The sequence below is a fragment of the Mesorhizobium sp. M0408 genome, from assembly GCF_040321495.1.
In the GTDB taxonomy this organism is placed as follows: Bacteria; Pseudomonadota; Alphaproteobacteria; order Rhizobiales; family Rhizobiaceae; genus Mesorhizobium.
On sequence record NZ_JAMYRO010000004.1, the window covers coordinates 253855 to 280477 of the forward strand.

The window sequence follows — 26623 nt, forward strand, 5'->3', positions numbered from 1 at the left end:
GAGTTCTTGTCAGATGCTGAAGACAAGTGCCCTTCCTCTGGATCTACAGCGTCTAGGGCGGCAGCTTCAGCATTAGATCACCCCGACAAGCAGCGCGGCTCCACCTATCAAGCCAACGGCGCAGACCCACAGGAGCCAAAGCCCGCTCACCCTGCATTCGAGAACCGCTGCAACTGGGTTGTCGGGATCGTAGTGGACCTCAACCTTGTCGCCCTGGAGGTAGCGCTGCGATTGACCGCTGACGAGCCTCGGCAGCGAAGCCGTCACGTTTGCGCCGAAAGCGATGCGATCGGCGGCGTAGCGCTGGCCGGCGACGCTATAGCTGTAGACGATGCGGGATTTGAAGACTGTTCGCCAGGGCCGATAGCCGCCTCCGGACCTGTCGCGGGTCTCGAATTTCTGCAGGCCCGAGGCGTCGATGCGTCCTGCCGTGATGGGCCATTTGGCCGCCTGTTCCGCAAGTGACTTCTGGGCAAAGCCCATGCGCAGGACAAATAATCCCATGAAAAGCAGCAGGGCCGCGGCGCCGAGGTTCTGCGGCCTGGGCAAAAACGGCCGGACCGCTTCGAGGACGCCGCCGACGGAGAAGACCAATACAAGCGCGCCGACCACCAGCCCGGCCGAAAGCTGGACCATGAACTTGAAGGAGCCGTCAGGCATGGTGCGTTCGATCACGGCCTTGGCTGGATCGGCCGGATTGTAGAAGACGGTTACGCCGGCCCCGTTTGGAAATTTCGCAAGGGTTTCCGCCACGCCAAAGTTTCCAAGGTTCTCCTGCACGCTGTAGTGCGAACTGCGAAATGTCTTGCCGTTCACCTTGTATTCGAAGGTGATTGCCGGGAAATTGCGGATTTCGGTCGACCCTCTGCTGTCCGAACCGGATCCCGAACTGGTCACCTCGCGAGCCTCGACCCGCGACGAGATGATCTTTCCCGGCGTCGGAGACCAGTGGCTGACCACCCTCACCTCCCACCACTTCAGCAAGGTGACGAGGGACAGCATGCCGGCAACCGCGCAGGCAAACCCGACCAACAGAAATTTGAGTTCCAACTCTCACCCCCTTGGCACTTTTGTGCCATGCCCCGCACAGGCATATCACGGTGATGAGGATAGTGCGCCTGTCCAGAAGCCTGGAAACCACACAATCTTGATGCGAAAAGGCCGGCGGATCGCTCCGCCGGCCTTTCTTGATCGGCAATGAAATTGCGATTAGTTCTTGGCCTTGTCGACCAGCTTGTTCATGGAAATTCCCACGCGCCCGCAGGGCGAAGCCCGAGGACGGGTAACGAAACGAACGTGGATTTCCTTCAGTTCTTGGCCTTATCAACCAGCTTGTTCTTCGAGATCCACGGCATCATCGCGCGCAGCTTGGCGCCGACTTCCTCGATCTGGTGGCTGTCGTTGTTGCGGCGGATGCCCTTGAAGCGCGACATGCCGGCGCGGTATTCCTGCATCCATTCCGAGGTGAACTTGCCGGTCTGGATATCCTTCAGAACGCGCTTCATCTCGGCCTTGGTTTCGGCAGTGATGATGCGCGGGCCCGAGACATATTCGCCCCATTCGGCGGTGTTCGAGATCGAGTAGTTCATGTTGGCGATGCCGCCTTCATAGATCAGGTCGACGATCAATTTGACCTCGTGCAGGCACTCGAAATAGGCCATTTCCGGCGCGTAGCCGGCTTCCACCAGTGTCTCGAAGCCGGCGCGGATCAATTCGACCAGGCCGCCGCACAGCACCACCTGCTCGCCGAACAGGTCGGTCTCGCACTCCTCGCGGAAATTGGTCTCGATAATGCCCGAGCGGCCGCCGCCAACGCCGCAGGCGTAGGAGAGCGCCAGGTCGAGCGCATTGCCCGAAGCGTCCTGGTTGACCGCGACCAGGCACGGCACGCCACCGCCCTTCTGGTATTCGCCGCGCACCGTATGGCCAGGCCCTTTCGGCGCGATCATCACGACGTCAACCGAAGCTTTAGGCTCGATCAGGCCAAAATGCACGTTGAGGCCGTGGGCGAAGGCGATTGCCGCGCCATCGCGGATGTTTGGCGCGATCTCGGATTTGTAGATGTCGGCCTGCAGCTCATCCGGCGTCGCCATCATCATCAGGTCGGCCCATTTGGCGGCATCGGCTACGCTCATCACCTTGAGCCCGTCGGCCTCGACCTTCTTGGCGGTCGCCGAGCCGGCCTTGAGGCCGATGGCGATGTCCTTGACGCCGGAATCCTTGAGGTTGAGCGCATGCGCCCTGCCTTGGCTGCCATAGCCGATGATGGCGACCTTCTTGCCCTTGATCAGGTTGAGATCGGCGTCGCGATCGTAATAGACACGCATTTTTCTTCCTTCCCGTTTTGAACCAGAGCATGATGCCGAAAAGTGTGAAGCGGTTTTCGGACGACATCATGCTCCATCTTTTAGTGTAGAGCCGGATTCAGATTTCAGGTCGATTTGACCTGAAATCATCCGGCTCTATGGGCCCTGCGGCCCGGTTTTTGCCCCGAAAAGAGCGAGAAACTGCTGCGTCGCCCGGACGGCATCGCCGCCGATCGCCACATCAGTCAATTCCAGCCGATCGCCAAGCAGCAAGCGGATCTGCACGTCACGGGCGACCAGCCCGAAAAAGGTGCGGAACGCCGTCTCCGCGTCCGAAAATTCAAGGAACCCGGCCTGTCTCCCGGCCTCCAGCACCGGCTTGAGGCGCTTGGCCAGCGCAAATCGACCGTTCTCCAGCACGATGGCGCCGAGATCGTCCTTCCCCGAACTAGCATGGCCGACCGCCACCCTGTTCAGCGCGATCGAGGTGTCGCTCGAAATTACCTTGAGCCAGTCCGAAGCGAAGCGTTCGAGGCTCGCCGTCAGCGAAGGGAGGTCGAGCCCCTTGCGGTCGACCGGCACTACCCGCACCTTGGACGCCTGCCATTGTACCGTTGCCGTCAACAGCCCGTCGCGATCGCCGAACCATTTGTAGAGCGTCTCCTTCGAGCAGCTCGCCCGCCGCGCCACGGCGGTCATGGTCAACTGATCGCCCTCTTCGACCAGCAGGCGAAGGGCGGCGTCGAGCACGTCCTTCTGCCGCTCCGTCAGCGCCTCGCTGGTGTCGATGTCGGTCACAGCGTGCAACACAGTTTTTCCTCACGAGGCAAACTCACCCGCAGTTCAGATACGAGCTCGATGGCGTACCGTACGTTACGGTTCGGCTTTATGGCGTATTGCCCTACCCGACGCAAGCCTTATTTCTGTTTGCTCCATGCGGGGCATCACGGGAGACACGGATCATGCTCGCCGGATTGCTTGCCTTGACCGTTGCCGCAGTGTTCGCTGGCGCGGCTACCTACGTCAGCGTCGCCGAGCAGCCGGCGCGGCTTCGCCTCGATGACAAGGCATTGCTGCAGGAATGGCAGCCTTCCTACAAGCGCGGCGCCGCCATGCAAGCCTCGATCGCCGTCATCGCCTGTTTTCTTGGCCTCGTCGCGTGGTGGCTGACCGGCAATCTCGCTTATCTGGTCGGCGCCGTGCTGATCATCCTGCCTTGGCCATGGACGCTGCTGGTGATGATGCCGGCAAATAGGTTGCTGGAGGCGATGGACGCGAACTCCGTCAATCCTGAAGCTCGGACATTGATCGCCAAATGGGGCAATCTGCATCTGGTCCGCGTCGGGCTTGGCGTTCTGGCGACGTTGGCATTCCTCTTGGGCAGTGCCTGACCGCGCCAATCGGTCGCCATCTTCGTCATGAAGGCGTGTCACTCCAGGGCGGGCGGATCTCGCAGGCGCCCAAGCAGAGCTGACAGCGCGTCCAGCTCAACATTGGAAAGCCGGGAGCCGACCAACTCCGCGATCGACCGGCCGTAGACAGCCCACATGCGGCGGCGCGTCTCGCGTCCCTTGTCTGTGACGCGGACTGTTTGCCCGCGGCCGTCATCGGCAACTGGAAGCTTCTCGACCTGCCCGTCGGCTTCGAGCCGCGCCAGCAGCCGGGAGATGTTGTACTGCGCAAACAGGGTGCGCTCGGTTAGTTGGAACGGCCGCAATCCGCCCTCGCCCGCCTCGGCAAGCTCGTGCAGGACGTCGTACCAGGCAAGCGGCGGCAGGCCACTGTCCTTCAGCGCGTCCTCGGCTCTTTCCAACAACTGGCGCGAAACCCGCATCAGGCGAGCCCAGGCCTTGATGGCTGGAGGTGAAGGAATCCCGGTCATGATTGCATCGTAGGCGATAGATGCAATTGCATCAAGCTTGACGATCAATGCAAATGCATCTATATAGATGCAATCGCATCAATCACGAGAGGCAATTCCGATGAAGCATGAAATCTGCAGGATCGCCGACATTCCGGAAACAGGCAGCCTCATCGCTCCGTTTTTCGGCCGCGAGGTCCATGTCTACCGCAGTGGCGAGCGTATCCGCGCCGCCGCCAACATCTGCCTGCATTTCGGTGGCCCGCTCGACTGCAAGGACGGCAAGCTCGTCTGCCAGTGGCACGGCGCCTCGTTCGACATGGCGAACGGTGATCGCCTCGAAGGCCCGGCCCCGAAGGGCTCCCGCCTGATGTTCCTCTCCACCCGCGTCGAGGACGGTGATTTGAACTATGTCTGGGGGGAGTGAGATGACCGACAAGCTCACTCTCGTCAGCCACCATCTTTGTCCCTATGTGCAGCGCGCGGCGATTTCACTTCGCGAAAAGGACGTGCCATTCGAGCGCATCACGGTCGATCTCGCCAACAAGCCTGCCTGGTTCAAGGCGATATCGCCGCTCGGCAAGGTGCCGCTGCTCCGCGTTGAGCATGACGGCCAGGAAACGGTGATCTTCGAATCGCTCGTCATCCTAGAATTCCTCGAGGAAACCCAGCCCAATCCGCTGCATCCCACCGACCCCTATGCCCGTGCCCGGCATCGCGCCTGGATCGAATTCGGCTCGGCAATCCTGAGCGGCATCGGCCGCTTCTATTCAGCGCCTACGGAAGCCGCGTTGCTCACTGAAAGCGAGGCGCTATCGGCAATGTTCGATCGCCTGGAAGTGGAACTGGCGAATGGCGCGGCTGGACCATGGTTCGACCGCGAGCGTTTTTCACTGGTCGACGCGGTCTACGGGCCGATCTTCCGCTATTTCGACATCTTCGATCGGATCGGCGATTTCGGCATCCTGGACCGAAAGCCGTTTGTCTCGGCCTGGCGCAAGGCATTGCACGAACGCCCATCCGTGAAGGACGCGGTCGCTCCCGATTATCCGCAACGCCTCCATGCATTCTTGCAGGCTAAGGGTTCGCACCTTTCGGAAATCATCCGCCAAAACGATCCGGCCACAGCGCTTCCGCAAGCCCGATCGGCTTGAATGGATTGAGCACCGTTCCTGTAACCATGGAAGCAAGAAACTCCGGCGCCGGCGGGACTTTTGCCAGCGTCGCCACCAGCCTGTCGCGGACGAACGGCATCACAATCGAATCCGATTGATAAAACGGCGTCAGCACCAGCGACAGCGCCTGGAAGACCCGCACATGCCATCGCCGCGCCCGGACATAGGCCCCCAGCGCAGTATCGATACGGTCCGTTCCTATGAGCGCGTAGTTGAGCGCGGCTGCATCGAGCAGCGCCATGTTCGCGCCCTGCCCGAGTTGCGGGCTTGTCGAATGGGCCGCGTCGCCGATAACGGCCAATCGCCGTCCGGCTGGCGTCTTCATCGTGTGATGGCCATAGCGCGCCAGCGAGAGCTGCTCGAAACTGCCGATCTGGTCGATGAAGGCCGCGCATTCAGGCTACAGCGCGGCCAATCTCGCCTTCCATGCATCGAGACCTGCCGCCCATACGCACTCGGCATCCGCCTGCTTGAGGCTCCAGAAGAATGCCGCCATCTTCCCGGCACCGGGCTCAGGCCGGCCGATCGGCAGCACGCCGATCATCACGCTCGCTTTGTCGTAGCGCTGCAGCAGGGCGTGCTCGTCGAAACCTTCGCCGCGCCAGCCAAGCGATGCCCAGAACGCGCCATAGGCGAGCGGTCGCGGGTTCGCCCGGATTGTTCACGCACCGCCGCAGTTTGGAGCGCGAACCGCTGGCATCCACTACCAGGTCGAACGACCCTATCCGTCGTCCGTTGCCGCAGATCAATGTTGCCCGCTCGCCGGTTTCCAGCGCCTCGAGCTCGATACCTGTCTCGATGGTGATCGCCTGGCGCCGGGCGGCGCGGAAAAGCACGCCGAACAGAGCCGCGCGATGCACCGCCAGCCCGAAGCGAGCGCCGCGCTGGGCATCGTAGCGGACGTCGAGCACTGTGCGGCCAGTTCTGGCATCTGCACCATGCAGGCGGTCTATGCGGCTGCCCAGCGCCAGAATGTCGTCGAGCAGGCCGAGATCGGCAAGCACCGTCAGCCCGGTCGGCTGCAGGATCAGCCCGGACCCGACCGGCTTTGGCTGGTCGAAGCGCTCGAAGATGGTGACCCTATGTTCGGCGCGCGTGAGATAGAGCGCGGCGGCAAGTCCAGCCGGCCCGGCGCCGGCAATCGCGATGTCCAGAGAATTGCCCATCTGCCCGACCCGACCCAGGCCGGACAATCCTTCAGCGCTGTCGCTAAATCAAGCCGCCGTCTCGGCCTGGAGGCTCACCCTTCGGCAGTATCGAAAACCTTCCGCGCCTCGCGTACAGCGCCGTGATTGAGCTCGGCCCATTGGATCAGCTGATGCAAGGGTCCAAACATCGAGCGCCCGAGATCGGTGAGGCTGTATTCGACGCTCGGCGGTTTGGTCGGAAACACCTGGCGATGCACATAGCCGTCGCGCTGCAGATCGTGCAGCGTCTGGGTGAGCATGCGCTGTGAAATATCGGGCACCAGCCGCCGCAATTCGCCGAAGCGGTACGGCTTCTCGGCCAAGGCCTCCATCAGCAGTGAACTCCATTTATTGCTTATGCCCTGGATCACGTCGCGAACCGGGCAATCCGCAAGGTTTCCGCCACCGCTGCCTGCTTTGTATATCTCGAGCTTCGATCTCAGATTGACGATCTTGCCGTCCATGGCTGGTTCCCTGGATGTGCCTACCTCCCGCAAAACTGCCTTCTTTACGAGGATGGGTCAATTCCTATTTTAGTGCTGGTCTCTTTTTGAGACTAACATATGCACCCGCCGCTCCGGCGCAACGTCAGGACATCTCATGACCGACACCCTTCTCGTCACCGGCGCCTCCGGCCAGCTTGGCCGCGGCGTCATCAATCATCTGCTTGACACGCTCAAGGTCTCCCCTCAGCGCATCATCGCCGCCACCCGCAATCCGGAAAATCTGGCCGATCTGGCAGCCCGAGGCGTCACCATCCGGGCAGTTGACTTCGACGACACCGCGTCGTTGGCCAGTGCATTTACCGGCGCCGACAGGGTTCTGATCATTTCGACAAACGAGCTCGCCGTTCCGGGCAAGCGCCTGAAGCAACATGAGACCGCGGTCGCCGCCGCAAAAAGCGCGGGCGTTTCGCACCTGCTCTACACATCGATGCCCAATCCGGAACCAGGATCGCCGGTGCTGTTTGCGCCCGATCACCACGGCACCGAGCAGGCTATCAAGGCGAGCGGCATTCCCTACACCATCTTCCGCAACGGCTGGTACCAGGAGAACCTGTTCATGGCGCTGCCGCACGCCATCGCGTCGGGGCAGTGGTACACATCCGCCGGAGACGGCCGCATTGCCCATGGCGCGCGCGACGACATGGCCGCGGCGATCGCCGCCAGCCTTGCTTCGAGCGCAACCGAAAGCACGACATACACGCTGACCGGCCCCAAGGCCCACACGATGGCCGAGATTGCAGCCCTCGTCACCGAGGTCACCGGCAAGCCGATCGAAGTTATCCAGCTTTCGGATGAAGCGCTGACCGAGGGATTGAAGGCAGCCGGCGTCCCCGAAGGTTTCGCCCCGGTCATCGTTTCCTTCGACACCAACACACGCTCCGGCCGGATCGGCATGGTGACCGACGCGGTCGAGACGCTGTCCGGCAGGAAGCCGCGGCTGCTGAAGCAATTTCTTGAAGCAAACAAGGCGGCTCTGGTGAGCTGAGCCTCACAATGGCCGTGCCCTCAAAGGGCACGGCCATTTGTTCAGATAGCCACCTGCGTCCCGATCTCGACCACCCGTCCGGTCGGGATCTGGAAATATTCCGTCGCATCGGCCGCCGTGCGCGCCAGCCCGATGAACAGCTTGTCCTGCCAGACCGGCATGCCGGAATTGGGCGAGGCCTTGAGAGAGCGCCGCGACAGGAAGAAGGACGTCGTCATGATGTCGAACTTCCAGCCCTGCTTGCGGCAGATCGCCAGCGCACGCGGGATATTGGGCTGCTCCATGTAGCCGAAGGTCAGCGTCACCCGCATGAACAGCTCGTTGACCATCTCCATCTTGACGCGCTCGCTGTCGGGCACGACCGGCTGCGGCGCCGTCACCACCGAAAGGATGACGTTCTGCTCGTGCAGCACCTTGTAGTGCTTGAGGCTGTGCATCAGCGCCGTCGGCGCGCTCAGCGGGTCGCTGGTCAGGAACACCGCGGTGCCCGACACCAGATGCGGCTTCTTCTTCAGCAGATTGCCGGCGAGGAAATCCAGCGGGATTTCGTTCCGGCGCGTCTTGTCGAACAAATAGCGGCTGCCGCGGATCCAGGTCCACATAGTCATTACGATAACTGCGGCGATGGCAAGCGATGCCCAGCCACCTTCAAACACCTTGACTATGTTGGCGGCAAAGAAGCCGGTATCGACGAAGGCGAACACGGCCATCAAGGCGATCGCGACGCCGAGCGGCCATTTCCAGATGCGCGTCATCACAACAAAAAGCAGCACATTCGTTACCAGCATGTTGCCGGTCACCGAAATACCGTAGGCCGAGGCCAGGCGGCTGGATTCGCCGAAGCCGACCACCAGCAACATCACCACCAGCGCCAGCATCAGGTTGATGCGCGGCAGATAGATCTGGCCCGACTGTTTTTCCGACGTATGCTGGATAACGAAACGCGGCAGCATATTGAGCTGCACCGCCTGTCTGGTCAGCGAAAAAGCGCCGGAGATCACCGCCTGGCTGGCGATGACGGTCGCCGCCGTCGCCAGCACGACCATCGGAATAAGCGTCCAGCCCTGGTTCATCTCGAAGAATGGATGGCCGACAACGCCGCCATTTGCCAGCACGAAGGCGCCTTGCCCGACATAGTTGAGCAACAGACAAGGGAACACGATTGCCAGCCAGGCGAGTACGATCGGCTTGCGGCCGAAATGGCCGAGGTCGGCATAGAGCGCCTCGGCGCCGGTGACGGCGAGGAAGACCGCACCAACCGTGACGAAGGCGACATCGGGCGAGTTGACCAGGAACGACACGATGTAATGCGGGCTGATCGCCAGCAGGATTTCCGGATCGGCGATGATGTGGTTAATGCCGGAAAGGCCGATGGCCAGGAACCACAGAGCCGTGACTGGCCCGAACACCAAACCTACGCCGCCGGTGCCGAATCGCTGTACCGCAAACAGGATCGCCAGGATGGCCAGTGTCAGCGGCACCACATAGGGCTGGAATGTCGGCGTGACGACATTCATACCTTCGACCGCCGATAGCACCGAGATCGCCGGCGTAATGACTGCGTCGCCGAAAAAAAGCGCCGCGCCGACGATGCCGATGCCGAGGATCACCGCCGAGCGCGTCGGGAAACTGTTGCGCGCCAGCGCCATCAGCGACAGCACCCCGCCCTCGCCTCGATTGTCGGCGCGGAGCACGAACATGATGTATTTGATGGTGACGGTGATCGTCAGCGACCAGATGATCAGCGATAACACGCCGAGGATGTCGCCACGGTTGGCGACGTTGCCACCGGCCGATGCATGCAACGCCTCGCGAAATGCATAGATCGGGCTGGTACCGATATCGCCGTAAACCACGCCGAGCGCGCCCAGCATCAGCACCTTGGTGCTGTGCTGCTCGACCTCAGAATGGCTGGATTGTTCGACAGGTTCTGCCTCGTTACCAGCATTGGTAAGGGCCATGGACGACACTCCGATAAGCGGGCGGTGCTCTACGCTTGCTGCGCTGCAATATCAAGTGCCGTCACGTAATGGCTCCGTCCCGATATTGCGAGTCCTCCACGACTTGGCAGACTCAGGCCCATCGGCAGACCACCTGGAATGTCGCAACGGACACGTTTTTAAATAGCCACCTGCGTCCCGATCTCGACCACCCGTCCGGTCGGGATCTGGAAATATTCCGTTGCATCGGCCGCCGAGCGCGCCAGCCCGATGAACAGCTTGTCCTGCCAGACCGGCATGCCGGAATTGGGCGACGCCTTGAGTGAGCGCCGCGACAGGAAGAAGGACGTCGTCATGATGTCGAACTTCCAGCCCTGTTTGCGGCAGATCGCCAGCGCACGCGGGATGTTGGGCTGCTCCATGTAGCCGAAGGTCAGCGTCACCCGCATGAACAGCTCGTTGACCATTTCCATCTTGACGCGCTCGCTGTCGGGCACAACCGGCTGCGGTGCCGTCACCACCGAAAGGATGACGTTCTGCTCGTGCAGCACCTTGTAGTGCTTGAGGCTGTGCATCAGCGCGGTCGGCGCGCTCAGCGGGTCGCTGGTCAGGAACACCGCGGTGCCCGACACCAGATGCGGTTTCTTCTTCAGCAGATTGCCGGCAAGGAAATCGAGCGGGATCTCGTTCCGGCGCGTCTTGTCGAACAAATAGCGGGTGCCGCGTATCCATGTGGACATGATCAGCCCCATGCCGCAGGCGACCGTGATCGACACCCACCCGCCTTCGAGGATCTTGACGACGTTTGCGAGGAAAAATCCAGTATCGATCGTGCCGAACAGCAGTGTGAGCGCGGCTGCCAGTGCAAGCTGCCATTTCCACCGGAATCGCATCACCACGAACAGCAGGATGGTTGTCATCAGCATTTCGCCAGTCACCGAAATGCCATATGCGGAAGCCAGCGAACTCGAGCTGCCAAAGCCGACCACCAGCAACATCACGCCCAGCGCGACCACCAGATTGACCCGCGGCATGTAGATCTGGCCGGACTGCATCTCGGAAGTATGCTGCACCTCGATACGTGGCAGCAGATTGAGCTGCACCGCCTGCCGCGTCAGCGAGAAAGCGCCGGAGATCACCGCCTGACTGGCGATCACCGTCGCTGCCGTGGCCAGCCCAACCATGGGCATTAGCGCCCAATCCGGCAGCATCTGGAAGAATGGATTGGTGGGTTTGCCGCCGTTGGCCAGAACGAACGCGCCTTGTCCGAAATAGTTGAGGAGCAGACAAGGGAACACCACGGAGAACCACGCCAGCACGATCGGCCTGCGGCCGAAATGGCCGAGATCGACATAAAGGGCTTCGGCCCCGGTGACCGCCAGGAACACCGCCCCGACCGTGACGAACGCACCGGTGGGCGTATCGGCGAGATAAGCGACCGCGTAATAGGGATTGATCGCCAGCAGGACCGACGGGTCGTCCAGCAGATGGTAGACCCCGGCGGCGCCGATCGCCAGGAACCACGCTGCCGTCACCGGTCCGAACACGGCCGCCACCCTGCCGGTGCCAAAGCGTTGCACGGCAAAAAGCATTGCCAGGATGATCAGCGTGATCGGAACAACATAAGTTTCCAGCGTCGGGGTCACCACTTCCAGGCCCTCGACCGCCGAAAGCACGGAGATGGCCGGCGTTATGATGGCGTCGCCGAAAAACAGCGCCGCGCCGCAAAGTCCGATCCCCAGAATGAACCGGGCTCCCTTTGGATAAGCGTTGCGCGCAAGCGCCATCAGCGACAGCGTGCCGCCCTCACCCTTGTTGTCGGCTCTGAGCACGAAAGCGACGTACTTTATCGTGACGATGATCGTCAGCGCCCAGACGATAAGCGACAGCACGCCAAGGACGTCGTTGCGCGCTACCGGTCCCGACGATGCGTGCAGCGCTTCCCGAAACGCGTAGATTGGGCTCGTGCCGATATCGCCGTAAACCACGCCCAACGCGCCCAGCATCAAAACTCTGGTGCTGTGCTGCTCGGCCTTGGAGTGGCTGGATTGTTCGATGGGTTCTGCCTCGCTACCAGCGTGGGCAAGGGCCATGGACGACACTCCCATAGACGTGCGGCGCTCTATGCTGCGGGATGGAAAGGACGCGCTGCCGTGCCGGGAACGCATGGCCTATCGGCTCGCCTTTCTCTACCAGCCACAAGCCTTCAGAAACCGCCTGACCGTTGCGGCCATGCCATACTCCAACGCATCGGCTGTCAACCCATGTCCGATCGACACTTCGGCCAATGCCGGGATGCGCCTGGCCAGCGCCGGCAAATTGCTCACCACAAGGTCGTGCCCGGCATTGACCTGGAGCCCTGCGGCCAATGCGGCATCCGCCGTCTTTCCCAATTTCTCCAATTCCTTCGCCGCTTTTGCCGAATCGGAATGATAGCTGCCGTATGGACCCGTATAGAGTTCGATCCGATCGGCGCCGGTGTCGCGAGCGGCGTTCACGCCAGCGGGATCCGGATCGGAAAACAGCGATACGCGAAAGCCTCCCTTCTTCAGGCGCTTGACGACCGGTGTCAGGAACGCAGCCTCGGCGGCGAAGTTCCAGCCATGGTCGGAAGTCGCCTGCGCCGGGTCGTCGGGCACCAGCGTCACCTGCTCGGGCTGATGCTTTTCCACAAGCGCCAGGAACTCCTCGGTCGGATAGCCCTCGATGTTGAATTCCGCATTCGGGAACTCGTCGTCGATCAGCGCCCTGATCTCAGGCAGATCGGAATGCCTGGTGTGCCGCTCGTCGGGTCGCGGGTGCACCGTCAATCCATGCGCGCCGGCAGCAAGCGCGATGCGTCCAAGCCCGGTCACGCTTGGCCACGGCAGGTCGCGTCGGTTGCGCAGCATGGCGATGGCATTAAGGTTGACGGAAAGCTTTGCAGGCATTTGCACGGCTCCAGGCTGATCTTGGCGCGCATCTATACCGCCTTTAACGGGAACAGACAGAGGGTTTCAGGTGTTCCAAGGTGTGCGAAGAAAATCGAGCGCAAGGAGTTCCCTGTTGAATTTTCTCGAGGCCGTGCCGGCGGTTCGCCGCATCGACACCGATCGCGAAGATCTTTTCGCCATCGATGTCGTCGGCCATGTCGCAGCGGCTGACGCCGAAAACCTGTTCGGATTGCTGGAGGCGGCCTATGCGCTGCATCCGAAGATCGACGTGCTGGTGCGCCTGATCGACCATGAGGGTGTCGACTGGGCCGACGTATCGGACGAGACGATCGAACAGGGCATAGCTCATGCCGTGGAGCATATCGGCCGCTGCGCGGCGATCGGTGAGCCGAACTGGATTCCGGAGGCAAGAGCCTTTTTGCCTGCCTCTTTGCCTATCGAACTCCGGCATTTCGAGGCCAAGGACGAAGCCGCCGCCTGGGAATGGCTTGACGCCAGACCGATCGCCCAGCGCTGATACGACGGACCTGACAGCCCTATCGGACGATCGTCAGCCGTTCGGCCGCGCGCGTGATCGCGGTGTAGAGCCAACGCTGGCGAGTTTCCTTGAATGCCCAGCTTTCGTCGAAAAGCACGATCTCATTCCATTGCGACCCTTGCGCCTTGTGCACGGTCAGCGCGTAACCGTAATCGAAATCGTCGAAGCGCTTCTTCTGCTGCCAGGGAATGTCGGCGTCGGGATCCTCGAATGCGGCCTTGAGCAGCTTGATCTTGGCGACGCCGCGATCCGGGTCATCTTCCTCCGGTGAGACCAGCAGATTGATGCCGGGCTTGACCGTCTCGCGCGACGAGGTCATCACCTTCCACAGCGAGCCGTTGAGCAGTCCCTTGGCCGGATCGTTGCGCAGACAGACCAGCTTGTCGCCGGCTTGCGGATAATCGGCGTTGAACCCCTTCAGCTCGCGCAGCCGCTGGTTATAACGGCGGCGCGTGCGGTTGGTGCCGACCAGCACCTGGTCCGCCTTCAGCACCAATTCCTGGGTGACGTCTTCCTTGCCGATCACTTGCGCCGCGCCATAGTCGCCACGCATGAATTCGCGGCCCTCGCGCACGTCGAGCGCCAGCCTGATGATCGGGTTGTCTCGCGCCTGGCGATGGATTTCGGTGAGCAGAATGTCCGGCTCGTGGTCGGTGAAGAAGCCGCCGCCGGAGATTGGCGGCAACTGGCCGGGATCGCCGAGCACCAGGATCGGCGTGCCGAAGCTCATCAGGTCACGGCCGAGTTGCTCGTCGACCATTGAGCATTCGTCGATGACGACGAGCTTGGCGCGCGAGATCGGGCTCTGCCGGTTGAGCGAAAATGTCGGCGACATCGATGTCTTGCCGGTCACCTCGTCCGCTACCGATTCCTCGCCCTTCGGCCGGTAGATCAGCGAATGGATGGTGCGGGCATTGACCGCGCCCTTGGAACGCAGCACCTGCGCCGCCTTACCCGTAAACGCGGCGAATTGCACCTGGCCGTCGACATGCTCGGCAAAATAGCGCGCCAGCGTCGTCTTGCCGGTGCCGGCATAGCCGAACAGCCGGAACAGCTGCGGCTTGCCGGCTTTCAGCCAGCCGGCCACCGCCTTCAGCGCCTCGTCCTGTTGAGGAAAGAATTCCATCAGCGCGACAGACCGGATTCGCGAGGGAAAGACAAGGTGACTGCCGTCACCATCAATTTCATCGCCGGCAATCACGCCGCTGTGACAGGGTTAGGCTATCAGTGACGAACAGGAACGTAAAGAGAACAAGGCCAGGCGACCGCAGCTTACCCGGCCCGCTGTGGATCGTTCTCCAGCTGGATCGGCTTGCCATGCGGCGTTGCGTGCGCGGCGCGTTCCCAGGCAGCGGCGAGCGCATCGACGTCGCGCTTTCCGGCAACGCCCTTGGCCAAAAGCAGCTTTTCCAGCGCTGCCAGCCAGTGCTCGTAGTAATCGTGACCGTCGCGCGCGGCGCCCGGCCGCTTCACCTCTGCCGACAAAGCATCCGCCCATTCGCTCCACGAAAACAGCCCGTTGTCGTGCAGTGCTACCGTCATGGCAAAGGCCTCTGCTTGCCACGGCTCGGCAAACACAGGCGCCTCGACACCGGCGGGCAGCATGGCGGCGACTGAGCCCGTCTCACGCCGGCTCAAGGTAGCTCTCCCAGGCATCGATCGACACGACAAGTGTCGGATCGGCGCCCTCGCCCCAGATTTCGCCGCCGGTGAAGGACACCGTATAGACCCATTGCGGGTTTTCGCCCTGGCCGTGCGCATTGGTGTCGGGAAAGACAAAGCCGTCGCGCACAGCCTCGACGACGCCTCGCTTGCCGCGTGCATAGCGCGGCAGTCTGGTGTGGCCGGTCGGATGAAAGTTCCTGGTTCGCACGGGGTCGCCCGCCTTGAACCGCGCAGGCACGGCGACAGGCCGGTCGCAGTGCCCGCCCTTGGCCAGCACCGCCGGAACGTCCTTAGCCTTCAGCACCCGTTTGGGTGTCGCTGCCGGGTCGACTGCGTCGCCCGTAGCCAGGTCGCGGTCGCTGACGAAACCATGGCGTTTGAGCAGCACCTCCAGCGCCTTGATCCATATCTGGTAGTAGCTGGAGGCATAATAATCCGCTGGATGCAGCGATTCCCGCGCGTGCCGACTCTCGTCGATGGTCCAGGCGCCCATGGCGCCGGCGCACAACGTCACGCCCAGCGCCCGCCTTTCCCAATCGGCATGGAAATAGGGTTCGTCCGGTTCGGGCGCGACCGGCCCGAAACCCATCTGACCGCCGAGATCCTGCGGCCCGTTCATGCCGGTTCCCGCACCAACGCCGTGCCGATCATGGCATCGCGCGTCACCAGATCGGCGAGCCGTGCCTCATCCCAGCCCTCGGTGCCCCTTGGCTGCATAGGCACCACCAGATAGCGCAGCTCGGCGGTCGAATCCCACACCCGGATTGTTGTCGTCGCCGGCAAGATTAGCCCGAATTCCTCGAGCACGCCGCGCGGATCGATCACTGCGCGCGAACGGTAGGGCGGCGCCTTGTACCAGACCGGCGGCAGGCCGAGCACCGACCACGGATAGCAGGAACATAGCGTGCAGACGACGAGGTTGTGCGTGTCGGCCGTGTTGAAGACCGCCTGCATGTGCTCGCCTTGCCGGCCGGTGTAGCCGAGCGATTCGATTGCCGCCGTCGCATCACGCTTCAGCCATGCGGCAAACGCGGGATCAACCCAGGCTTTCGCCACCACCTTTGCGCCGTTGCGCGGCCCGATCTTGGTCTCGTAGGTGTCCACTATGGCATCAATCGCCGCCGGATCGATCAGGCCTTTGCGGGTGAGAATCGTCTCCAGTGCGCGCACGCGCGCCGCAAAAGGATCAAGCTCGTTGTCATGGTGGTGATTATGCGGCATGGCGTCAAATTACGATCGCGGACCCCCGGCCGCAAGCACCACGGCTTGGGCCAGCGCTATTCGGCTGCCGCCTTTTGCGGCACTGGTTCTTCCTCCTCGTCGAACAGTGACGGCTGGTCGACCGCTTCGACCGGCCTCGGCTCGCCCCGGCGCCGCGCCCACAGCCTGACCAGCCAGCCGGAAAAATGCTCCATGTAGACGTAGATGACGGGCGTGACGAACAGCGTCAGTGCCTGCGAGGCGACAAGACCGCCGACCACCGCCACGCCGAGAGGCTGGCGCAGTTCCGCACTGGCACCGGTGCCGAGCGCGATCGGGATGGTACCCATCAGCGCCGCAAGGGTGGTCATCATGATCGGCCGGAAGCGCATCAGGCAGGCCTTGTGGATGGATTCGACAGGCGACATCCCCTCGCGCCTAAGCTCGAGCGCCACGTCGATCATCATGATGCCGTTCTTCTTGACGATGCCGATCAGCATCAGGATGCCGATCACCGCGATCACCGACAGATCCATCCCCGCCAGCCGCAGTGCCACCAGTGCGCCCAGCACCGCCGATGGAAGCCCGGTCAGGATGGTGAGCGGATGGATGAAGCTCTCATAAAGCATGCCGAGCACGATATAGATGGTCAGGATCGCGCCGCCGATCAGCAGCCCCTGGTTGGAAAGCGAATCCTGGAACGTCTTGGCCGTGCCCGAGAAGGCGGTCGAGATCGTCGGCGGCATGCCGATCTTGTCCTTCAGCGCGTTGATGTGGCTCACGCTGTCGCCGAGGGCCACGCCTTGCGGCAGATTGTAGGAGATCGTCACTGCCGGAAGCTGGCCGAGCTGGTTGACGGTCAAAGCGCCGGCGGTCCGATCGACGCGGGCGAACGCGCCGAGCGGCACCAGGCTGCCGCTCGCCGTTCTCACCTTGATGGCCAGCATCCGCTCGGGCGACCACTCGATCTTCGGATCGAGCTCCATGATCACGTCGTAGCTGTCGGCCGAACCGAAGATGGTCGACACCTGCTGGGTGCCGAAACCGCCATAGAGGCTGGAGCGCAACGTGTCGGTATCGACACCGAGGTTCGCCGCCTTGTCGCGGTCGATCACCAGCGTCGCCTGTAGCGCGTTGTTCTGCAGGTCATTGGTGACGTCGGTGAAGGCGGCATGATCGGCGGCCATCGCATCCGTCAGCCTTTGCGCCCAGACGTTCGTCAGGCCGGTATCGAGGCCCTGCACGGCAAGCTGGTAGGCACTCGCCGAAGAACGCGCGCCGAGCCGCAGGTTCTGCACCGGTTGCATGTAGGTTTCGATGCCGGGCACATTGGCCAGCTGGCGCCGCAGGTCCGTAAGCACTTTGTCGATGTTCGGTCGGTGGTCCTTGTCTTTCAGCTGCACAAACAGTTGGCCCTGGTTGAGCGCATTGTTTCCACTGCCCGCCGACCAGCCGACATGCGCGACGTAGGGCGAATGGGTGAAGACATCCGCCACTTGCCCCTGCAGCTTCACCATCGCGTCAAACGAAATGTCCTGGCGCGCGATGGTCGTCACCGAGACCTGGCCGATATCCTCCTGCGGGAAGAAGCCTTTCGGCGAAATCTGGATCAGCCACACCGACAGCCCGGCGGTCACGAGGAAGACAAGGAAGACAAGGAAATTGTGGCGCAGACAGAATGTCAGCAGCCTGTCATAGCCCCGCATGAAGACGTTTTGTCTATGGTCCCCGCCGTGCGCTGCTTTCTGCTCGGCTTTCGATAATGACAACAGCCGCGAGCACAGCATCGGCGTCAGCGTCAGCGAGACGAACATCGACGCCAGGATGGCGACCGTCACCACCACCGCGAATTCGTTGAAGATGCGCCCGATCACGCCGCCCATCAAAAGCACCGGAATGAACACGGCGACCAGCGAGATCGAGATCGAGATGATGGTGAAGCCGATCTCGCGCGCGCCCTTGAGCGACGCCTCGAGGGCCGAGAGCCCGTCCTCCTCCATATGGCGGAAAATATTTTCCAGCATGACGATGGCATCGTCGACGACAAGGCCGACCGCCAATGTCAGCCCCATCAATGAGACGTTGTCGATGGAAAAGCCGAACAGGTACATCACGCCCAGCGTGGCGATGAGCGAAATCGGTACCGCCACCGCCGGGATGATCGTCGCCGTCACCCGGCGCAGGAACAGGAAGATCACCATCACCACCAGCGCGATGGTGAGCAGGAGCGTGAACTGCACGTCATCGACCGCCTCGCGGATCGATGTCGAGCGGTCGTTTAGCAACTGGATGCTCGCCGCTGCCGGCATCTGATCGTCGAAGGAAGGTAGCATCGCCTTGACGCGGTCGACGACGTCGACGGTATTGGCATCCGGCTGGCGCTGCACGGCCATGATGATGGCGCGGGTGCCGTCATACCAGCTTGCCGTCGTCGTGGTCTCGACCGAATCGATGACGCGGGTCACCTCGCCGAGCCGCACCGGATGGCCGTTCTTGGTGGCGATGATGATGTTGGAGAATCCCGCCGCATCGGTCAGCTGCGTGTTCGCGGTGATTGTCAGCTGCTGTTTGTTGTTCTTGAGCACGCCGAGCGGCGTGTTGCTGTTGGCCGAGGCGATGGCCGTCTGCAGCTGATCGATCGAGATGCCGCGAGCGGCGAGCGCCGTCGGATCGATCTGGACGCGGACAGCGTATTTTTGCTGGCCGTAAATCGAAACCTGCGCAACGCCGTCGATCGTCGACAGCGACGGCGAAATCACATTCTCGGCAAACGCGTCGAGATCAGTCAGCGGAATTGTGTCGCTGACCAGCGACATCAGCAGGATCGGCGCGTCGGCTGGATTGACCTTGCGGTAGCTCGGCGGGCTGGTCATCTCCGGCGGCAATTGTCGTTGCGTACGTGCGATCGCTGCCTGCACGTCGGCGGCGGCTGCATCGATGTCGCGGTTGAGTACGAACTGAATGGCGATCGAGGTCGAGCCGAGCGAGTTGGTCGTCGAGATCGAATCGATGCCGGCGATGGTGGCAAACTGCTTGATCAGAGGCGTTGCCACCGACGTCGCCATGGTTTCCGGCGAAGCCCCGGGCAGCGAGGCCGAGACGTTGACAACCGGAAATTCGGCGCTTGGCAGCGCCGCGACCGGCAGGAATTTGTAAGCAAATAGCCCGCCCAGAACCAGGGCGAACGACATGAGCAGCGTGGCGACGGGCCTGCGGATGCAGAATTCGGAAATCATGGCTGTGTTCCGCCCGTCCGGTCAGCCTCGGCAACCTTCGGAGCCGCCTGATCGCCGGTGCCGGTCGAAGCCTTGCCTTCGCGCACCGCCGCGCCGTTCTTCAGTTTGGTCTGACCCTCGACGACGACACGCTCGCCGCTTTTCAATCCTTGGCTAATTGCGGTGTTGGTGCCTTCTGTCAGCGCGACCTGCACGGGCCGCATTTCAACGGTGTTGTCCGGCTTGATCACATAGACGAACGGGCCCTTCTGGCTGGGCTGGACGGCGACCGTCGGAACGGACGTCATTTGTGGCATGATGCCGGCATCGAGCACGACGTTGACGTATTGGCCCGGCCATAGCGAAAGATCGGCGTTGGGCACACTGGCCCGCGTTGCGATCGTGCCGGACGCCGTGTCTACGCTGGAATCGACGAAATCCAGCGTTCCCTTGCCGATCGGCTTCGGGTCGCCGTCCTTGGTCAGCGTCACCGCACCTTGCTGCGGCGCTGCCAGCGCCTTGTGCAGCAAGGCAAGATCGCTTTCGGGGAGATTGAAGTTCACCTGCAGCGGGTCGACCTGCGTGATCGTCACCAGTGGAGTCGACGTGCTGCTGCCGTTGCTGGTGGTGACGAGATCGCCGACGGCGACGCTGACTGCGCCAAGCCTGCCGGAGATCGGCGCCCTGATCGTGGCGAAGCCAAGCTGGATTTGGTCCGCATCGATCGTTGCCTTGTCGGCGTCGACGGTGGCCGCGGCGGATTTCTGTGCCGCGACGGCCTGATCGTAGGTCTGCTGTGTTCCGGCCTGCCTGGCGACGAGATTTTTGGCGCGCTGAAGATCGGCCGTGGCGCTGGCAAGCAGCGCCTGGTCTTTTGCGAGCGTCGCCTGATCGCGTGCCAGTTGCGCCTTCAACGAGCGATCGTCCAGCGAGAAAAGAAGGTCGCCGGCCTTCACCATCTGTCCGTCCTTGACCGCGATTGCGACGATCTGGCTCGAGACCCGCGCGTTGATGCTGACCACGGCAGGAGAGGACACAAAGCCGATGGCATAGCGCCGGACCGGGAAATCGGCCGTCGAAGCGGTGGCGGCAACCACCGAAGTCGAACGAGCGGCATTTGCTGCTGCAGCGGGTTTGTCCGCCGCCGCCGTGGTCTGCTTCGCCGACAGCATCTGCTGAAGACCGGTCATTGCGGTGGGCGAAAAATAGAGCCACGCCGCCGCAAGGCAGGCTGCAGCGATCACCGCAAATACGATCTTTCCGCGCATCGACAAAAGGCCTTCTCAACGCGACACGCCGATTTCCGCTGGTCGCACTCTAGCTCAACTCGCAGCCTCTTGCCGCGATTTTGCCAGATAATAGAGGATGCCGAAGGCGAAAAAGGGCCAAAACCCGTCATTACGAAGATTTAATGTGCAGTGCACAATAAAACGGCAGCTAGCGCAGCATCGGCCACAATGTCGCCGCCAGCATCACACCCATGGCGATGTTGAACCATTTGAGCCGCGCCGTATCCGCCAGAAAACCGCGCAGCGCCATGCCGAAACCGGCCCAGGTCGAAATGCTCGGCAGCATGACGACGGCGAACGCGGCCGCGATCAGCACCACGGACACAAGCGGGCGTTCCGGGTTCGTATAGACGGCCATGGCTGTAATCGCCATCACCCAGGCTTTGGGATTGACCCACTGGAAAGCCGCAGCCTCGATGAAGCGCATCGGCTGGCCCTTCGCCTCGCCTTCGCCGCCGAGCGAGCGCGACATGGCGATCTTCCAGGCGAGATAAAGCAAGTAGAGGCCGCCGGCGATCTTCAACCCGGTATGCAGGACCGGAAAGGCCGTCAACACGGCGCCAAGCCCGAAGCCTACGGCAAGCAACAGCACGAGGAAGCCGAAGCCGATGCCGAGCATGTGTGGCACGGTTTTGACCAAGCCGAAATTCACGCCCGAGGCCAAAAGCATGAAATTGTTCGGACCCGGCGTGATCGAGGTCACGAAGGCATAAACCAGCAGAGCAAGGAATGCATCGAAGGTCATGGAGGATCGCAATGATCAATAATACTGAAATACTGACTTAAATCGATGAGGTGCTGAGTGCAAATGCAATTCGTTGGTCCACGCGCCCTAAGCGTTCCTTCATTTCTTAGGCCAATATCCGCTGAGAACATCTATCTGCGGTAGGCTGCACCGACCATAGATCTGAATCCGGGGCAGTTTCGCGCTGACGGCGCACGCGTCGCAGCCCTTTGCGTCTCGGCGTATTCTCCGGAATCTTGACGCTGTGCGCCAGACCCAGGATCGCCAGAACCTGAATGAATAGCCAGCCGAGATCGATCTGTCCGGGTTCCAGACCAAGCCGTGCAGACTCGGGAAACGCGTGATGGTTGCCGTGGAAACTCTCGCCGAACGTTACCAGCCCGAAACGCGGCAAATTGTATCCTTGCACGGCAACGTCGTCGACGCGCCATCCTTGCTCCCCATCTCGGTGCGCAAAATGCCCAACCAACCAATGCCCGGTAAGCGACACTGAAACGCGCACCGCGATTCCCCATACCACCCAATCCCAGCCGCCAAGCGCGAAAAAGAGGATCGCCCAGGGCAGTTGTTGCAGCATCCAGGTGCGTTCGACGAACTTGTAGAACCGGTCATTCCTGATCGAGGGTTCGATGACGAAGGTGGGTGGATTGCGCAAAGCGACCGCGCAATGCATCTGCCAGAAGGCATCGGTGAAAAATGGCCGACGATGGGCATGGAGATCGTGACATGCGGTCTGGCGCTGAGCCCAGTCACGAATATCGTGAGCATAGATCATCCCAAAAGGACCGGCCATGCCGACGAGCACGCCAAGGTAGACCAGCGCATGCTCGACCCAGATATGAACCTTGAACGAACGGTGGATGAGCAGACGGTGCATCCCCACCGAGTGTCCGGCGCAGATTGTCGCCGCCGTTGTCGCAACGAATAAGGCGAAGGCACTCCAGCTAAATGTCATCGGTCCCAACACAATGGCGGCGATCGTCATCGCCCCGACCCAGATCGACTTTGCCGGCACCCACACGACTTTGCCGTCTTCGGCGTCACTGTCCTGTTGGGAAATCATTCTGCCCGTGGATATGGTTTTCATCGGTACCCCTCCTCCTGCATGAACATTTCCGGACCACAGCCTTGCCTTCTGGCGCGTCTTCCGTTACTTAGGCAGTAAGCTAATCGTCTACTACTACGAATTAGGTATTTAGGCAATAGTCTAAATGAAAATAAGAAAAGCGGACCGAGGCGCAGCCAACGCCTCGGCATCACAAGGTGGCAGACAGTGATCGAAGATGCAGAGCACGCAGCGGATGCCGAAACGGCTGCTCACGCAAATGGCGCGATACAGCGCGTGTTTGAAGCGCTATCTTCAGCGCCCCGGCGCAAGATGCTCGCCTATCTTGCGCACTCTTCCCTAACGGCGGGCGAGATCGCGGCGCGCTTCGAGATGTCGAAGCCGTCGATCTCGCAGCATTTGAGCATTCTGGAGACGGCCGGGCTCATCGCCAAGGAGCGGCACGGACAGTTCATCCACTATTCTCTGGTCCAGAACAATCTTGTGAACACGCTGAATGGATTTGTTCAGGATGTCTGCCCGGTATCGCGCCCTATCAAGAGAGAAAGCAAAGAACTTGGTCGAGGCGAGGCAGCGCAAAGATCGCACTTGCGCAAATCTGAAAAGCCCTAGCGGCTTTGCATCGTTTTCATGAGCGCCTTGGCGTATCGGCAGGCGTCAAATTCCACAGCGATCTCGCAAGACTTTTTGTAAGCGGCCATCGCCTCGGCTTCGTCCACAGAGACGCCTTCACCATGCTGAAGGGCGCTGCCATACATGGTGCAACCCCAGGCATCGCCCTCATTGCAGCTCAGCTTGAATGTGCGATAAGGGCAAGATTCATTGGCACTACCGGCGGCAAGCAGTTTGTTTAGCCCAAGCCGACCCAAGAGAATTCCCGCGCCGCGATTTGTGCAGCCGCCGATACTGCCAGTAGCGCAGGCCTGGGCGAACATCTCCTCGGTCCATTGCTTGTCTTCTGGCGAGTGCTCCTGGATGACCCTGGCCGTCTCGAAACAGGCTTCGCCCCTGCGTCCGTCGAAACACCGCTTGGCACAGGCCAAGACGTCTTTCTCACAACCTTGGTAATCTATTCCCGGCGTGGAAAAGAGCGCGTCATCGACGCCCGACGCCCTGCGCCAAATATCGGCCGGGCATTGTTGGAAATAGTAGCTCGGTGTGCCCCTGCGGTCGATTTCTTCAAACAATTTCGGCAGCACTGACTTGTCGAATACCGGCTCCTGGCTGGCCGCCGCCGTCGTGACCGCAAGAACGATTGCGCCGGCGCCTGCTAGAATTGCCGCCGCGAGCATTATGATCACATCCCTTGCGGGCCGCGGTTCATCGCCGCCACTCCGGTACGGCAGATTTCAACCAGCCCGAGCGGTTTCATGATGGCGATGAACTGATCGAGCTTGGAGCCCTTGCCGGTGATCTCGAAGATGAAATGCTCGGTGTTGGCATCGATGACGCTGGCGCGGAATGCATCGGCGAGCCGGAGCGCCTCGACGCGGGCTTCGCCGGTGCCGGCGACCTTGACCAGCGCGAGTTCCCGCTCCAATGGCCGCTCCTGTCCGAATTCCTGCGACCGCACGGTGAGATCGACGACGCGGTGCACCGGCACGATGCGCTCGAGCTGGTGCTTGATCTGCTCCAGCACGTGCGGCGTGCCGCGCGTCACGATGGTGATGCGCGACAGGTGCTTTTCGTGCTCGGTTTCCGAGACCGTCAGGCTCTCGATGTTGTAGCCACGTCCGGAAAACAGGCCGATGACCCGCGCAAGCACGCCCGGCTCGTTGTCGACCAGGACCGAAAGCGTGTGGTTCTCTGGTTTTTCCGTCTCCTTGGCGATGAAATAGGCGGAGCCGGTCGGTTGCAACTGTGCGTTCATGACATCAATCTCGATTTCAAACTTTTGCGCTAATCTGCTGTTTTCGCACAGCTTCCTTGAACCAGGCTACACCAGTTCCCTGCCCTTGGCGTCGATAGCGTTGGCCACAGCTTCGTCCGTCGCCTCGTCCGGCAACAGCATCTCGTTATGCGCCTTGCCGGACGGGATCATCGGGAAGCAGTTGGCGAGCGTCGCCACGCGGCAGTCGAACAGGACGGGCTTCTTGACCGCTATCATCTCCTTGATGGCGTCGTCGAGCTCGTCCGGCTTGTCGCAGCGAATGCCGTGGCCGCCATAGGCTTCGGCGAGCTTGACGAAATCCGGCATCGCCTCGGTGTAGGAGTGCGACAGCCGGTTGCCGTGCAGCAGCTGCTGCCACTGCCGCACCATGCCCATATATTGGTTGTTGAGGATGAAGATCTTGATCGGCGCCTCGTGCTGCACCGCGGCGCTCATCTCCTGCATCGTCATCTGCACCGAGGCGTCGCCGGCGATATCGATGACCAGCGCATCCGGGTGCGCGATCTGCACGCCGAGCGCGGCCGGCAGGCCGTAGCCCATCGTGCCCAGTCCGCCAGAGGTCATCCAGCGGTTCGGCTTCTCGAAATGATAGTGCTGTGCCGCCCACATCTGATGCTGGCCGACCTCGGTGGTGATGTAGGTGTCGAGGTCCTTGGTCAGCGCATAGAGCCGCTGGACGGCATATTGCGGCATGATCACCTCGTGGTTCATCTTGTAGGCGAGCGAATCGCGCGCGCGCCATTTGGCAATCTGCTCCCACCACGGGTGAAGCGCCTTCTTGTCGGCCTTGGCGGTTGCCCGCCACAGCCGCACCAGATCCTCCAGCACGCGCCCGACATCGCCGATGATCGGCACGTCGGTGTGGACGTTCTTGTTGATCGAAGACGGGTCGATGTCGATGTGGATCTTCTTCGAATTCGGCGAAAACGCCGTCAGTCGCCCGGTGATACGGTCGTCGAAGCGCGCGCCGATGCAGAGCATGACGTCGCAATCGTGCATCGCCATGTTCGCTTCATAGGTGCCGTGCATGCCGAGCATGCCCATCCAGTTCTTGCCCGATGCCGGATAGGCGCCGAGGCCCATCAGCGTCGAGGTGATCGGAAAGCCGGTGAGGTCGACCAGCTCGCGCAGCAGATGACTCGCCTCCGGGCCGGAATTGATGACGCCGCCGCCCGAATAGATGATCGGCTTCCGGGCAGCCGCCATCAGCTCGACCGCCGCCTTGATCTTCTCCAGATCGCCCTGGACCTTCGGCTGGTAGCTAGTGCGCGGCGCCGTCTGCGGCGGGACATAGATGCCCTTGGCGAACTGAACGTCCTTCGGGATGTCGACGACGACCGGACCGGGGCGCCCTGTCGTTGCCACATGGAAGGCCTCGTGGATTGTTGCCGCGAGCTCGTTGACGTCCTTCACCAGCCAGTTGTGCTTGGTGCAGGGCCGCGTGATGCCGACCGTGTCGCACTCCTGGAACGCATCGGAGCCGATCAGCGAAGTCGGCACCTGGCCGGTCAGGCAGACCAGCGGGATCGAGTCCATCAGCGCGTCCTGCAATGGCGTCACCGCATTGGTGGCGCCCGGCCCCGAGGTCACCAGCATGACGCCGGCCTTGCCGGTCGAGCGCGCATAGCCTTCCGCCGCGTGGCCCGCGCCCTGCTCGTGGCGGACGAGGATGTGCTCGACCTCGTCCTGCTGGAAGATTTCATCGTAGATTGGCAGAACCGCGCCGCCCGGATAGCCGAAAACATGCTTGACGCCATTGTCCTTCAGCGCCTGCACCACCATTTCGGCGCCAGTCATTTCAGTTCTTGGCATTTCGCGCCGCTCATTCTGTCCACTGCTCATCGGTCTGGTCCCGTACTGTTCGCCATCTGGCGATTGCTGGTCGTTCAGTCGTATTTCGGGCAATAAAAAAGGCCCCCGAGGGAGCCTGTGTCTTGCGCATGGGAGGTCATCGCCCGGCGGTTACACCGCCTTGCCCACGCGCTTTCCTACGAGAATGAGTGCCTTTTTCATGGTGGCGGACAATAGAATTGGTTTGACGCCGCTGTCAACGGCGAATGTGCCCTTGGCCTGACGTCGGCACATCCGCCCATTGTGCACCCGCGCCGCCTTTCCGCCGCG

Annotated in this window: 25 protein-coding genes and 1 pseudogene; 6 read left to right on the forward strand and 20 right to left on the reverse strand. The window is 61.7% G+C overall.

What is annotated here, in order from left to right:
- Positions 1–72: 72 nt before the first annotated feature.
- The 3 genes from NKI67_RS06810 to NKI67_RS06820 form a co-directional block, all read right to left on the reverse strand.
- Positions 73–1050, reverse strand: a complete 978-nt coding sequence (locus tag NKI67_RS06810; RefSeq protein WP_352644842.1) for a DUF3592 domain-containing protein — start codon at positions 1048–1050, stop codon at positions 73–75.
- 257 nt (positions 1051–1307) lie between these two features.
- On the reverse strand, positions 1308–2327 hold the full coding sequence (ilvC, locus tag NKI67_RS06815) for a ketol-acid reductoisomerase (protein ID WP_023676662.1): 1020 nt from the start codon (positions 2325–2327) through the stop codon (positions 1308–1310).
- Positions 2328–2462: 135 nt separating this feature from the next.
- Complete coding sequence (locus tag NKI67_RS06820) at positions 2463–3116, reverse strand: TetR/AcrR family transcriptional regulator (protein ID WP_352456491.1); 654 nt, start codon at positions 3114–3116, stop codon at positions 2463–2465.
- A gap of 152 nt (positions 3117–3268) precedes the next feature.
- On the opposite strand from NKI67_RS06820, the gene NKI67_RS06825 reads away from it, so the two are divergent.
- The gene (locus tag NKI67_RS06825) at positions 3269–3697 is read left to right on the forward strand and encodes an anthrone oxygenase family protein (RefSeq protein ID WP_352644844.1); all 429 of its coding nucleotides are present in this window, start codon (positions 3269–3271) and stop codon (positions 3695–3697) included.
- A 38-nt stretch (positions 3698–3735) separates the two neighbouring features.
- On the opposite strand, the gene NKI67_RS06830 is transcribed toward NKI67_RS06825, so the two are convergent.
- Complete coding sequence (locus NKI67_RS06830; protein ID WP_352470199.1) at positions 3736–4188, reverse strand: MarR family winged helix-turn-helix transcriptional regulator; 453 nt, start codon at positions 4186–4188, stop codon at positions 3736–3738.
- A 100-nt stretch (positions 4189–4288) separates the two neighbouring features.
- Between NKI67_RS06830 and NKI67_RS06835 the strand changes: the two genes are divergently transcribed.
- Entirely contained in the window at positions 4289–4594 is a 306-nt protein-coding gene (locus NKI67_RS06835) for a Rieske (2Fe-2S) protein (RefSeq protein WP_352644846.1), read from the forward strand.
- A gap of 1 nt (position 4595) precedes the next feature.
- Positions 4596–5321 carry a glutathione S-transferase family protein gene (locus NKI67_RS06840; protein WP_352644848.1) on the forward strand — a complete coding sequence of 242 codons (726 nt, stop codon included), beginning with the start codon at positions 4596–4598 and terminating at the stop codon, positions 5319–5321.
- Here the strand turns inward: NKI67_RS06840 and NKI67_RS06845 are convergent.
- Positions 5269–6508, reverse strand: a pseudogene (locus tag NKI67_RS06845) (FAD-dependent oxidoreductase). The gene NKI67_RS06840 and the pseudogene NKI67_RS06845 sit on opposite strands and share 53 nt — an antisense overlap.
- 74 nt (positions 6509–6582) lie before the next feature.
- Positions 6583–6993, reverse strand: a complete 411-nt coding sequence (locus tag NKI67_RS06850) for a winged helix-turn-helix transcriptional regulator (protein WP_352456496.1) — start codon at positions 6991–6993, stop codon at positions 6583–6585.
- 136 nt (positions 6994–7129) lie between these two features.
- Between NKI67_RS06850 and NKI67_RS06855 the strand changes: the two genes are divergently transcribed.
- Positions 7130–8020, forward strand: a complete 891-nt coding sequence (locus NKI67_RS06855) for an SDR family oxidoreductase (protein WP_352644850.1) — start codon at positions 7130–7132, stop codon at positions 8018–8020.
- Positions 8021–8061: 41 nt separating this feature from the next.
- On the opposite strand, the gene NKI67_RS06860 is transcribed toward NKI67_RS06855, so the two are convergent.
- The 3 genes from NKI67_RS06860 to NKI67_RS06870 form a co-directional block, all read right to left on the reverse strand.
- Positions 8062–9981: a potassium transporter Kup gene (locus NKI67_RS06860; protein WP_352450049.1), complete on the reverse strand. Its 1920-nt coding sequence runs from the start codon at positions 9979–9981 to the stop codon at positions 8062–8064.
- A gap of 158 nt (positions 9982–10139) precedes the next feature.
- Positions 10140–12053 (reverse strand): potassium transporter Kup, encoded by a 1914-nt coding sequence (locus tag NKI67_RS06865; RefSeq protein WP_352644852.1) that lies wholly within the window; start codon positions 12051–12053, stop codon positions 10140–10142.
- 96 nt (positions 12054–12149) lie between these two features.
- Entirely contained in the window at positions 12150–12890 is a 741-nt protein-coding gene (locus NKI67_RS06870) for a pyridoxine 5'-phosphate synthase (RefSeq protein ID WP_352471639.1), read from the reverse strand.
- A 115-nt stretch (positions 12891–13005) separates the two neighbouring features.
- Between NKI67_RS06870 and NKI67_RS06875 the strand changes: the two genes are divergently transcribed.
- On the forward strand, positions 13006–13410 hold the full coding sequence (locus tag NKI67_RS06875) for a SpoIIAA family protein (RefSeq protein WP_352450052.1): 405 nt from the start codon (positions 13006–13008) through the stop codon (positions 13408–13410).
- A 19-nt stretch (positions 13411–13429) separates the two neighbouring features.
- Here NKI67_RS06875 and NKI67_RS06880 read toward each other — a convergent pair whose 3' ends face one another.
- The 8 genes from NKI67_RS06880 to NKI67_RS06915 form a co-directional block, all read right to left on the reverse strand.
- Positions 13430–14557 carry an ATP-dependent DNA helicase gene (locus tag NKI67_RS06880; protein WP_352644854.1) on the reverse strand — a complete coding sequence of 376 codons (1128 nt, stop codon included), beginning with the start codon at positions 14555–14557 and terminating at the stop codon, positions 13430–13432.
- Positions 14558–14703: 146 nt separating this feature from the next.
- On the reverse strand, positions 14704–15036 hold the full coding sequence (locus tag NKI67_RS06885; protein ID WP_156937343.1) for a nitrile hydratase accessory protein: 333 nt from the start codon (positions 15034–15036) through the stop codon (positions 14704–14706).
- A gap of 19 nt (positions 15037–15055) precedes the next feature.
- Entirely contained in the window at positions 15056–15715 is a 660-nt protein-coding gene (gene nthB / locus NKI67_RS06890; protein ID WP_023676675.1) for a nitrile hydratase subunit beta, read from the reverse strand.
- Complete coding sequence (nthA, locus tag NKI67_RS06895) at positions 15712–16317, reverse strand: nitrile hydratase subunit alpha (RefSeq protein WP_023676676.1); 606 nt, start codon at positions 16315–16317, stop codon at positions 15712–15714. The genes nthB and nthA overlap by 4 nt, the downstream gene beginning before the upstream one ends.
- Positions 16318–16373: 56 nt before the next feature.
- Positions 16374–19532, reverse strand: coding sequence for an efflux RND transporter permease subunit (locus tag NKI67_RS06900; RefSeq protein ID WP_352644856.1), 3159 nt, complete (start codon positions 19530–19532; stop codon positions 16374–16376).
- Positions 19529–20779, reverse strand: a complete 1251-nt coding sequence (locus NKI67_RS06905) for an efflux RND transporter periplasmic adaptor subunit (protein ID WP_023676678.1) — start codon at positions 20777–20779, stop codon at positions 19529–19531. The genes NKI67_RS06900 and NKI67_RS06905 overlap by 4 nt, the downstream gene beginning before the upstream one ends.
- A gap of 169 nt (positions 20780–20948) precedes the next feature.
- Positions 20949–21545: a LysE family translocator gene (locus NKI67_RS06910; protein WP_352644859.1), complete on the reverse strand. Its 597-nt coding sequence runs from the start codon at positions 21543–21545 to the stop codon at positions 20949–20951.
- A 106-nt stretch (positions 21546–21651) separates the two neighbouring features.
- On the reverse strand, positions 21652–22632 hold the full coding sequence (locus tag NKI67_RS06915; RefSeq protein WP_352589598.1) for an acyl-CoA desaturase: 981 nt from the start codon (positions 22630–22632) through the stop codon (positions 21652–21654).
- Between the two features lie 186 nt (positions 22633–22818).
- Here NKI67_RS06915 and NKI67_RS06920 point away from each other — a divergent pair, with 186 nt between their 5' ends.
- Positions 22819–23223: a metalloregulator ArsR/SmtB family transcription factor gene (locus NKI67_RS06920; protein WP_352589595.1), complete on the forward strand. Its 405-nt coding sequence runs from the start codon at positions 22819–22821 to the stop codon at positions 23221–23223.
- Here the strand turns inward: NKI67_RS06920 and NKI67_RS06925 are convergent.
- From NKI67_RS06925 to NKI67_RS06935, 3 genes are all read right to left on the reverse strand, one after another.
- A complete protein-coding gene (locus NKI67_RS06925) occupies positions 23220–23903 on the reverse strand; it encodes an SEL1-like repeat protein (RefSeq protein WP_352589592.1) in 684 nt (227 codons plus the stop codon). The two genes, NKI67_RS06920 and NKI67_RS06925, sit on opposite strands and share 4 nt — an antisense overlap.
- Before the next feature lie 5 nt (positions 23904–23908).
- Positions 23909–24481: an acetolactate synthase small subunit gene (gene ilvN, locus NKI67_RS06930; protein WP_023676680.1), complete on the reverse strand. Its 573-nt coding sequence runs from the start codon at positions 24479–24481 to the stop codon at positions 23909–23911.
- Positions 24482–24547: 66 nt separating this feature from the next.
- On the reverse strand, positions 24548–26344 hold the full coding sequence (locus tag NKI67_RS06935) for an acetolactate synthase 3 large subunit (RefSeq protein ID WP_352644860.1): 1797 nt from the start codon (positions 26342–26344) through the stop codon (positions 24548–24550).
- Positions 26345–26623: the final 279 nt, after the last annotated feature.

Bases quoted from the DNA above. Each gene is read 5' to 3' on its own strand.
- NKI67_RS06880 (WP_352644854.1), bottom strand. From the start codon at position 14,557: ATGGAATTCTTTCCTCAACAGGACGAGGCGCTGAAGGCGGTGGCCGGC.
- nthB (WP_023676675.1), bottom strand. From the start codon at position 15,715: ATGAACGGGCCGCAGGATCTCGGCGGTCAGATGGGTTTCGGGCCGGTC.
- NKI67_RS06905 (WP_023676678.1), bottom strand. From the start codon at position 20,779: ATGCGCGGAAAGATCGTATTTGCGGTGATCGCTGCAGCCTGCCTTGCG.
- NKI67_RS06850 (WP_352456496.1), bottom strand. From the start codon at position 6,993: ATGGACGGCAAGATCGTCAATCTGAGATCGAAGCTCGAGATATACAAA.
- NKI67_RS06860 (WP_352450049.1), bottom strand. From the start codon at position 9,981: ATGGCCCTTACCAATGCTGGTAACGAGGCAGAACCTGTCGAACAATCC.
- NKI67_RS06870 (WP_352471639.1), bottom strand. From the start codon at position 12,890: ATGCCTGCAAAGCTTTCCGTCAACCTTAATGCCATCGCCATGCTGCGC.
- NKI67_RS06830 (WP_352470199.1), bottom strand. From the start codon at position 4,188: ATGACCGGGATTCCTTCACCTCCAGCCATCAAGGCCTGGGCTCGCCTG.
- NKI67_RS06825 (WP_352644844.1), top strand. From the start codon at position 3,269: ATGCTCGCCGGATTGCTTGCCTTGACCGTTGCCGCAGTGTTCGCTGGC.
- ilvN (WP_023676680.1), bottom strand. From the start codon at position 24,481: ATGAACGCACAGTTGCAACCGACCGGCTCCGCCTATTTCATCGCCAAG.
- NKI67_RS06835 (WP_352644846.1), top strand. From the start codon at position 4,289: ATGAAGCATGAAATCTGCAGGATCGCCGACATTCCGGAAACAGGCAGC.
- NKI67_RS06885 (WP_156937343.1), bottom strand. From the start codon at position 15,036: ATGCTGCCCGCCGGTGTCGAGGCGCCTGTGTTTGCCGAGCCGTGGCAA.
- NKI67_RS06925 (WP_352589592.1), bottom strand. From the start codon at position 23,903: ATGCTCGCGGCGGCAATTCTAGCAGGCGCCGGCGCAATCGTTCTTGCG.
- NKI67_RS06855 (WP_352644850.1), top strand. From the start codon at position 7,130: ATGACCGACACCCTTCTCGTCACCGGCGCCTCCGGCCAGCTTGGCCGC.
- NKI67_RS06910 (WP_352644859.1), bottom strand. From the start codon at position 21,545: ATGACCTTCGATGCATTCCTTGCTCTGCTGGTTTATGCCTTCGTGACC.
- NKI67_RS06915 (WP_352589598.1), bottom strand. From the start codon at position 22,632: ATGAAAACCATATCCACGGGCAGAATGATTTCCCAACAGGACAGTGAC.
- NKI67_RS06865 (WP_352644852.1), bottom strand. From the start codon at position 12,053: ATGGCCCTTGCCCACGCTGGTAGCGAGGCAGAACCCATCGAACAATCC.
- ilvC (WP_023676662.1), bottom strand. From the start codon at position 2,327: ATGCGTGTCTATTACGATCGCGACGCCGATCTCAACCTGATCAAGGGC.
- NKI67_RS06900 (WP_352644856.1), bottom strand. From the start codon at position 19,532: ATGATTTCCGAATTCTGCATCCGCAGGCCCGTCGCCACGCTGCTCATG.
- NKI67_RS06840 (WP_352644848.1), top strand. From the start codon at position 4,596: ATGACCGACAAGCTCACTCTCGTCAGCCACCATCTTTGTCCCTATGTG.
- NKI67_RS06935 (WP_352644860.1), bottom strand. From the start codon at position 26,344: ATGAGCAGTGGACAGAATGAGCGGCGCGAAATGCCAAGAACTGAAATG.
- nthA (WP_023676676.1), bottom strand. From the start codon at position 16,317: ATGCCGCATAATCACCACCATGACAACGAGCTTGATCCTTTTGCGGCG.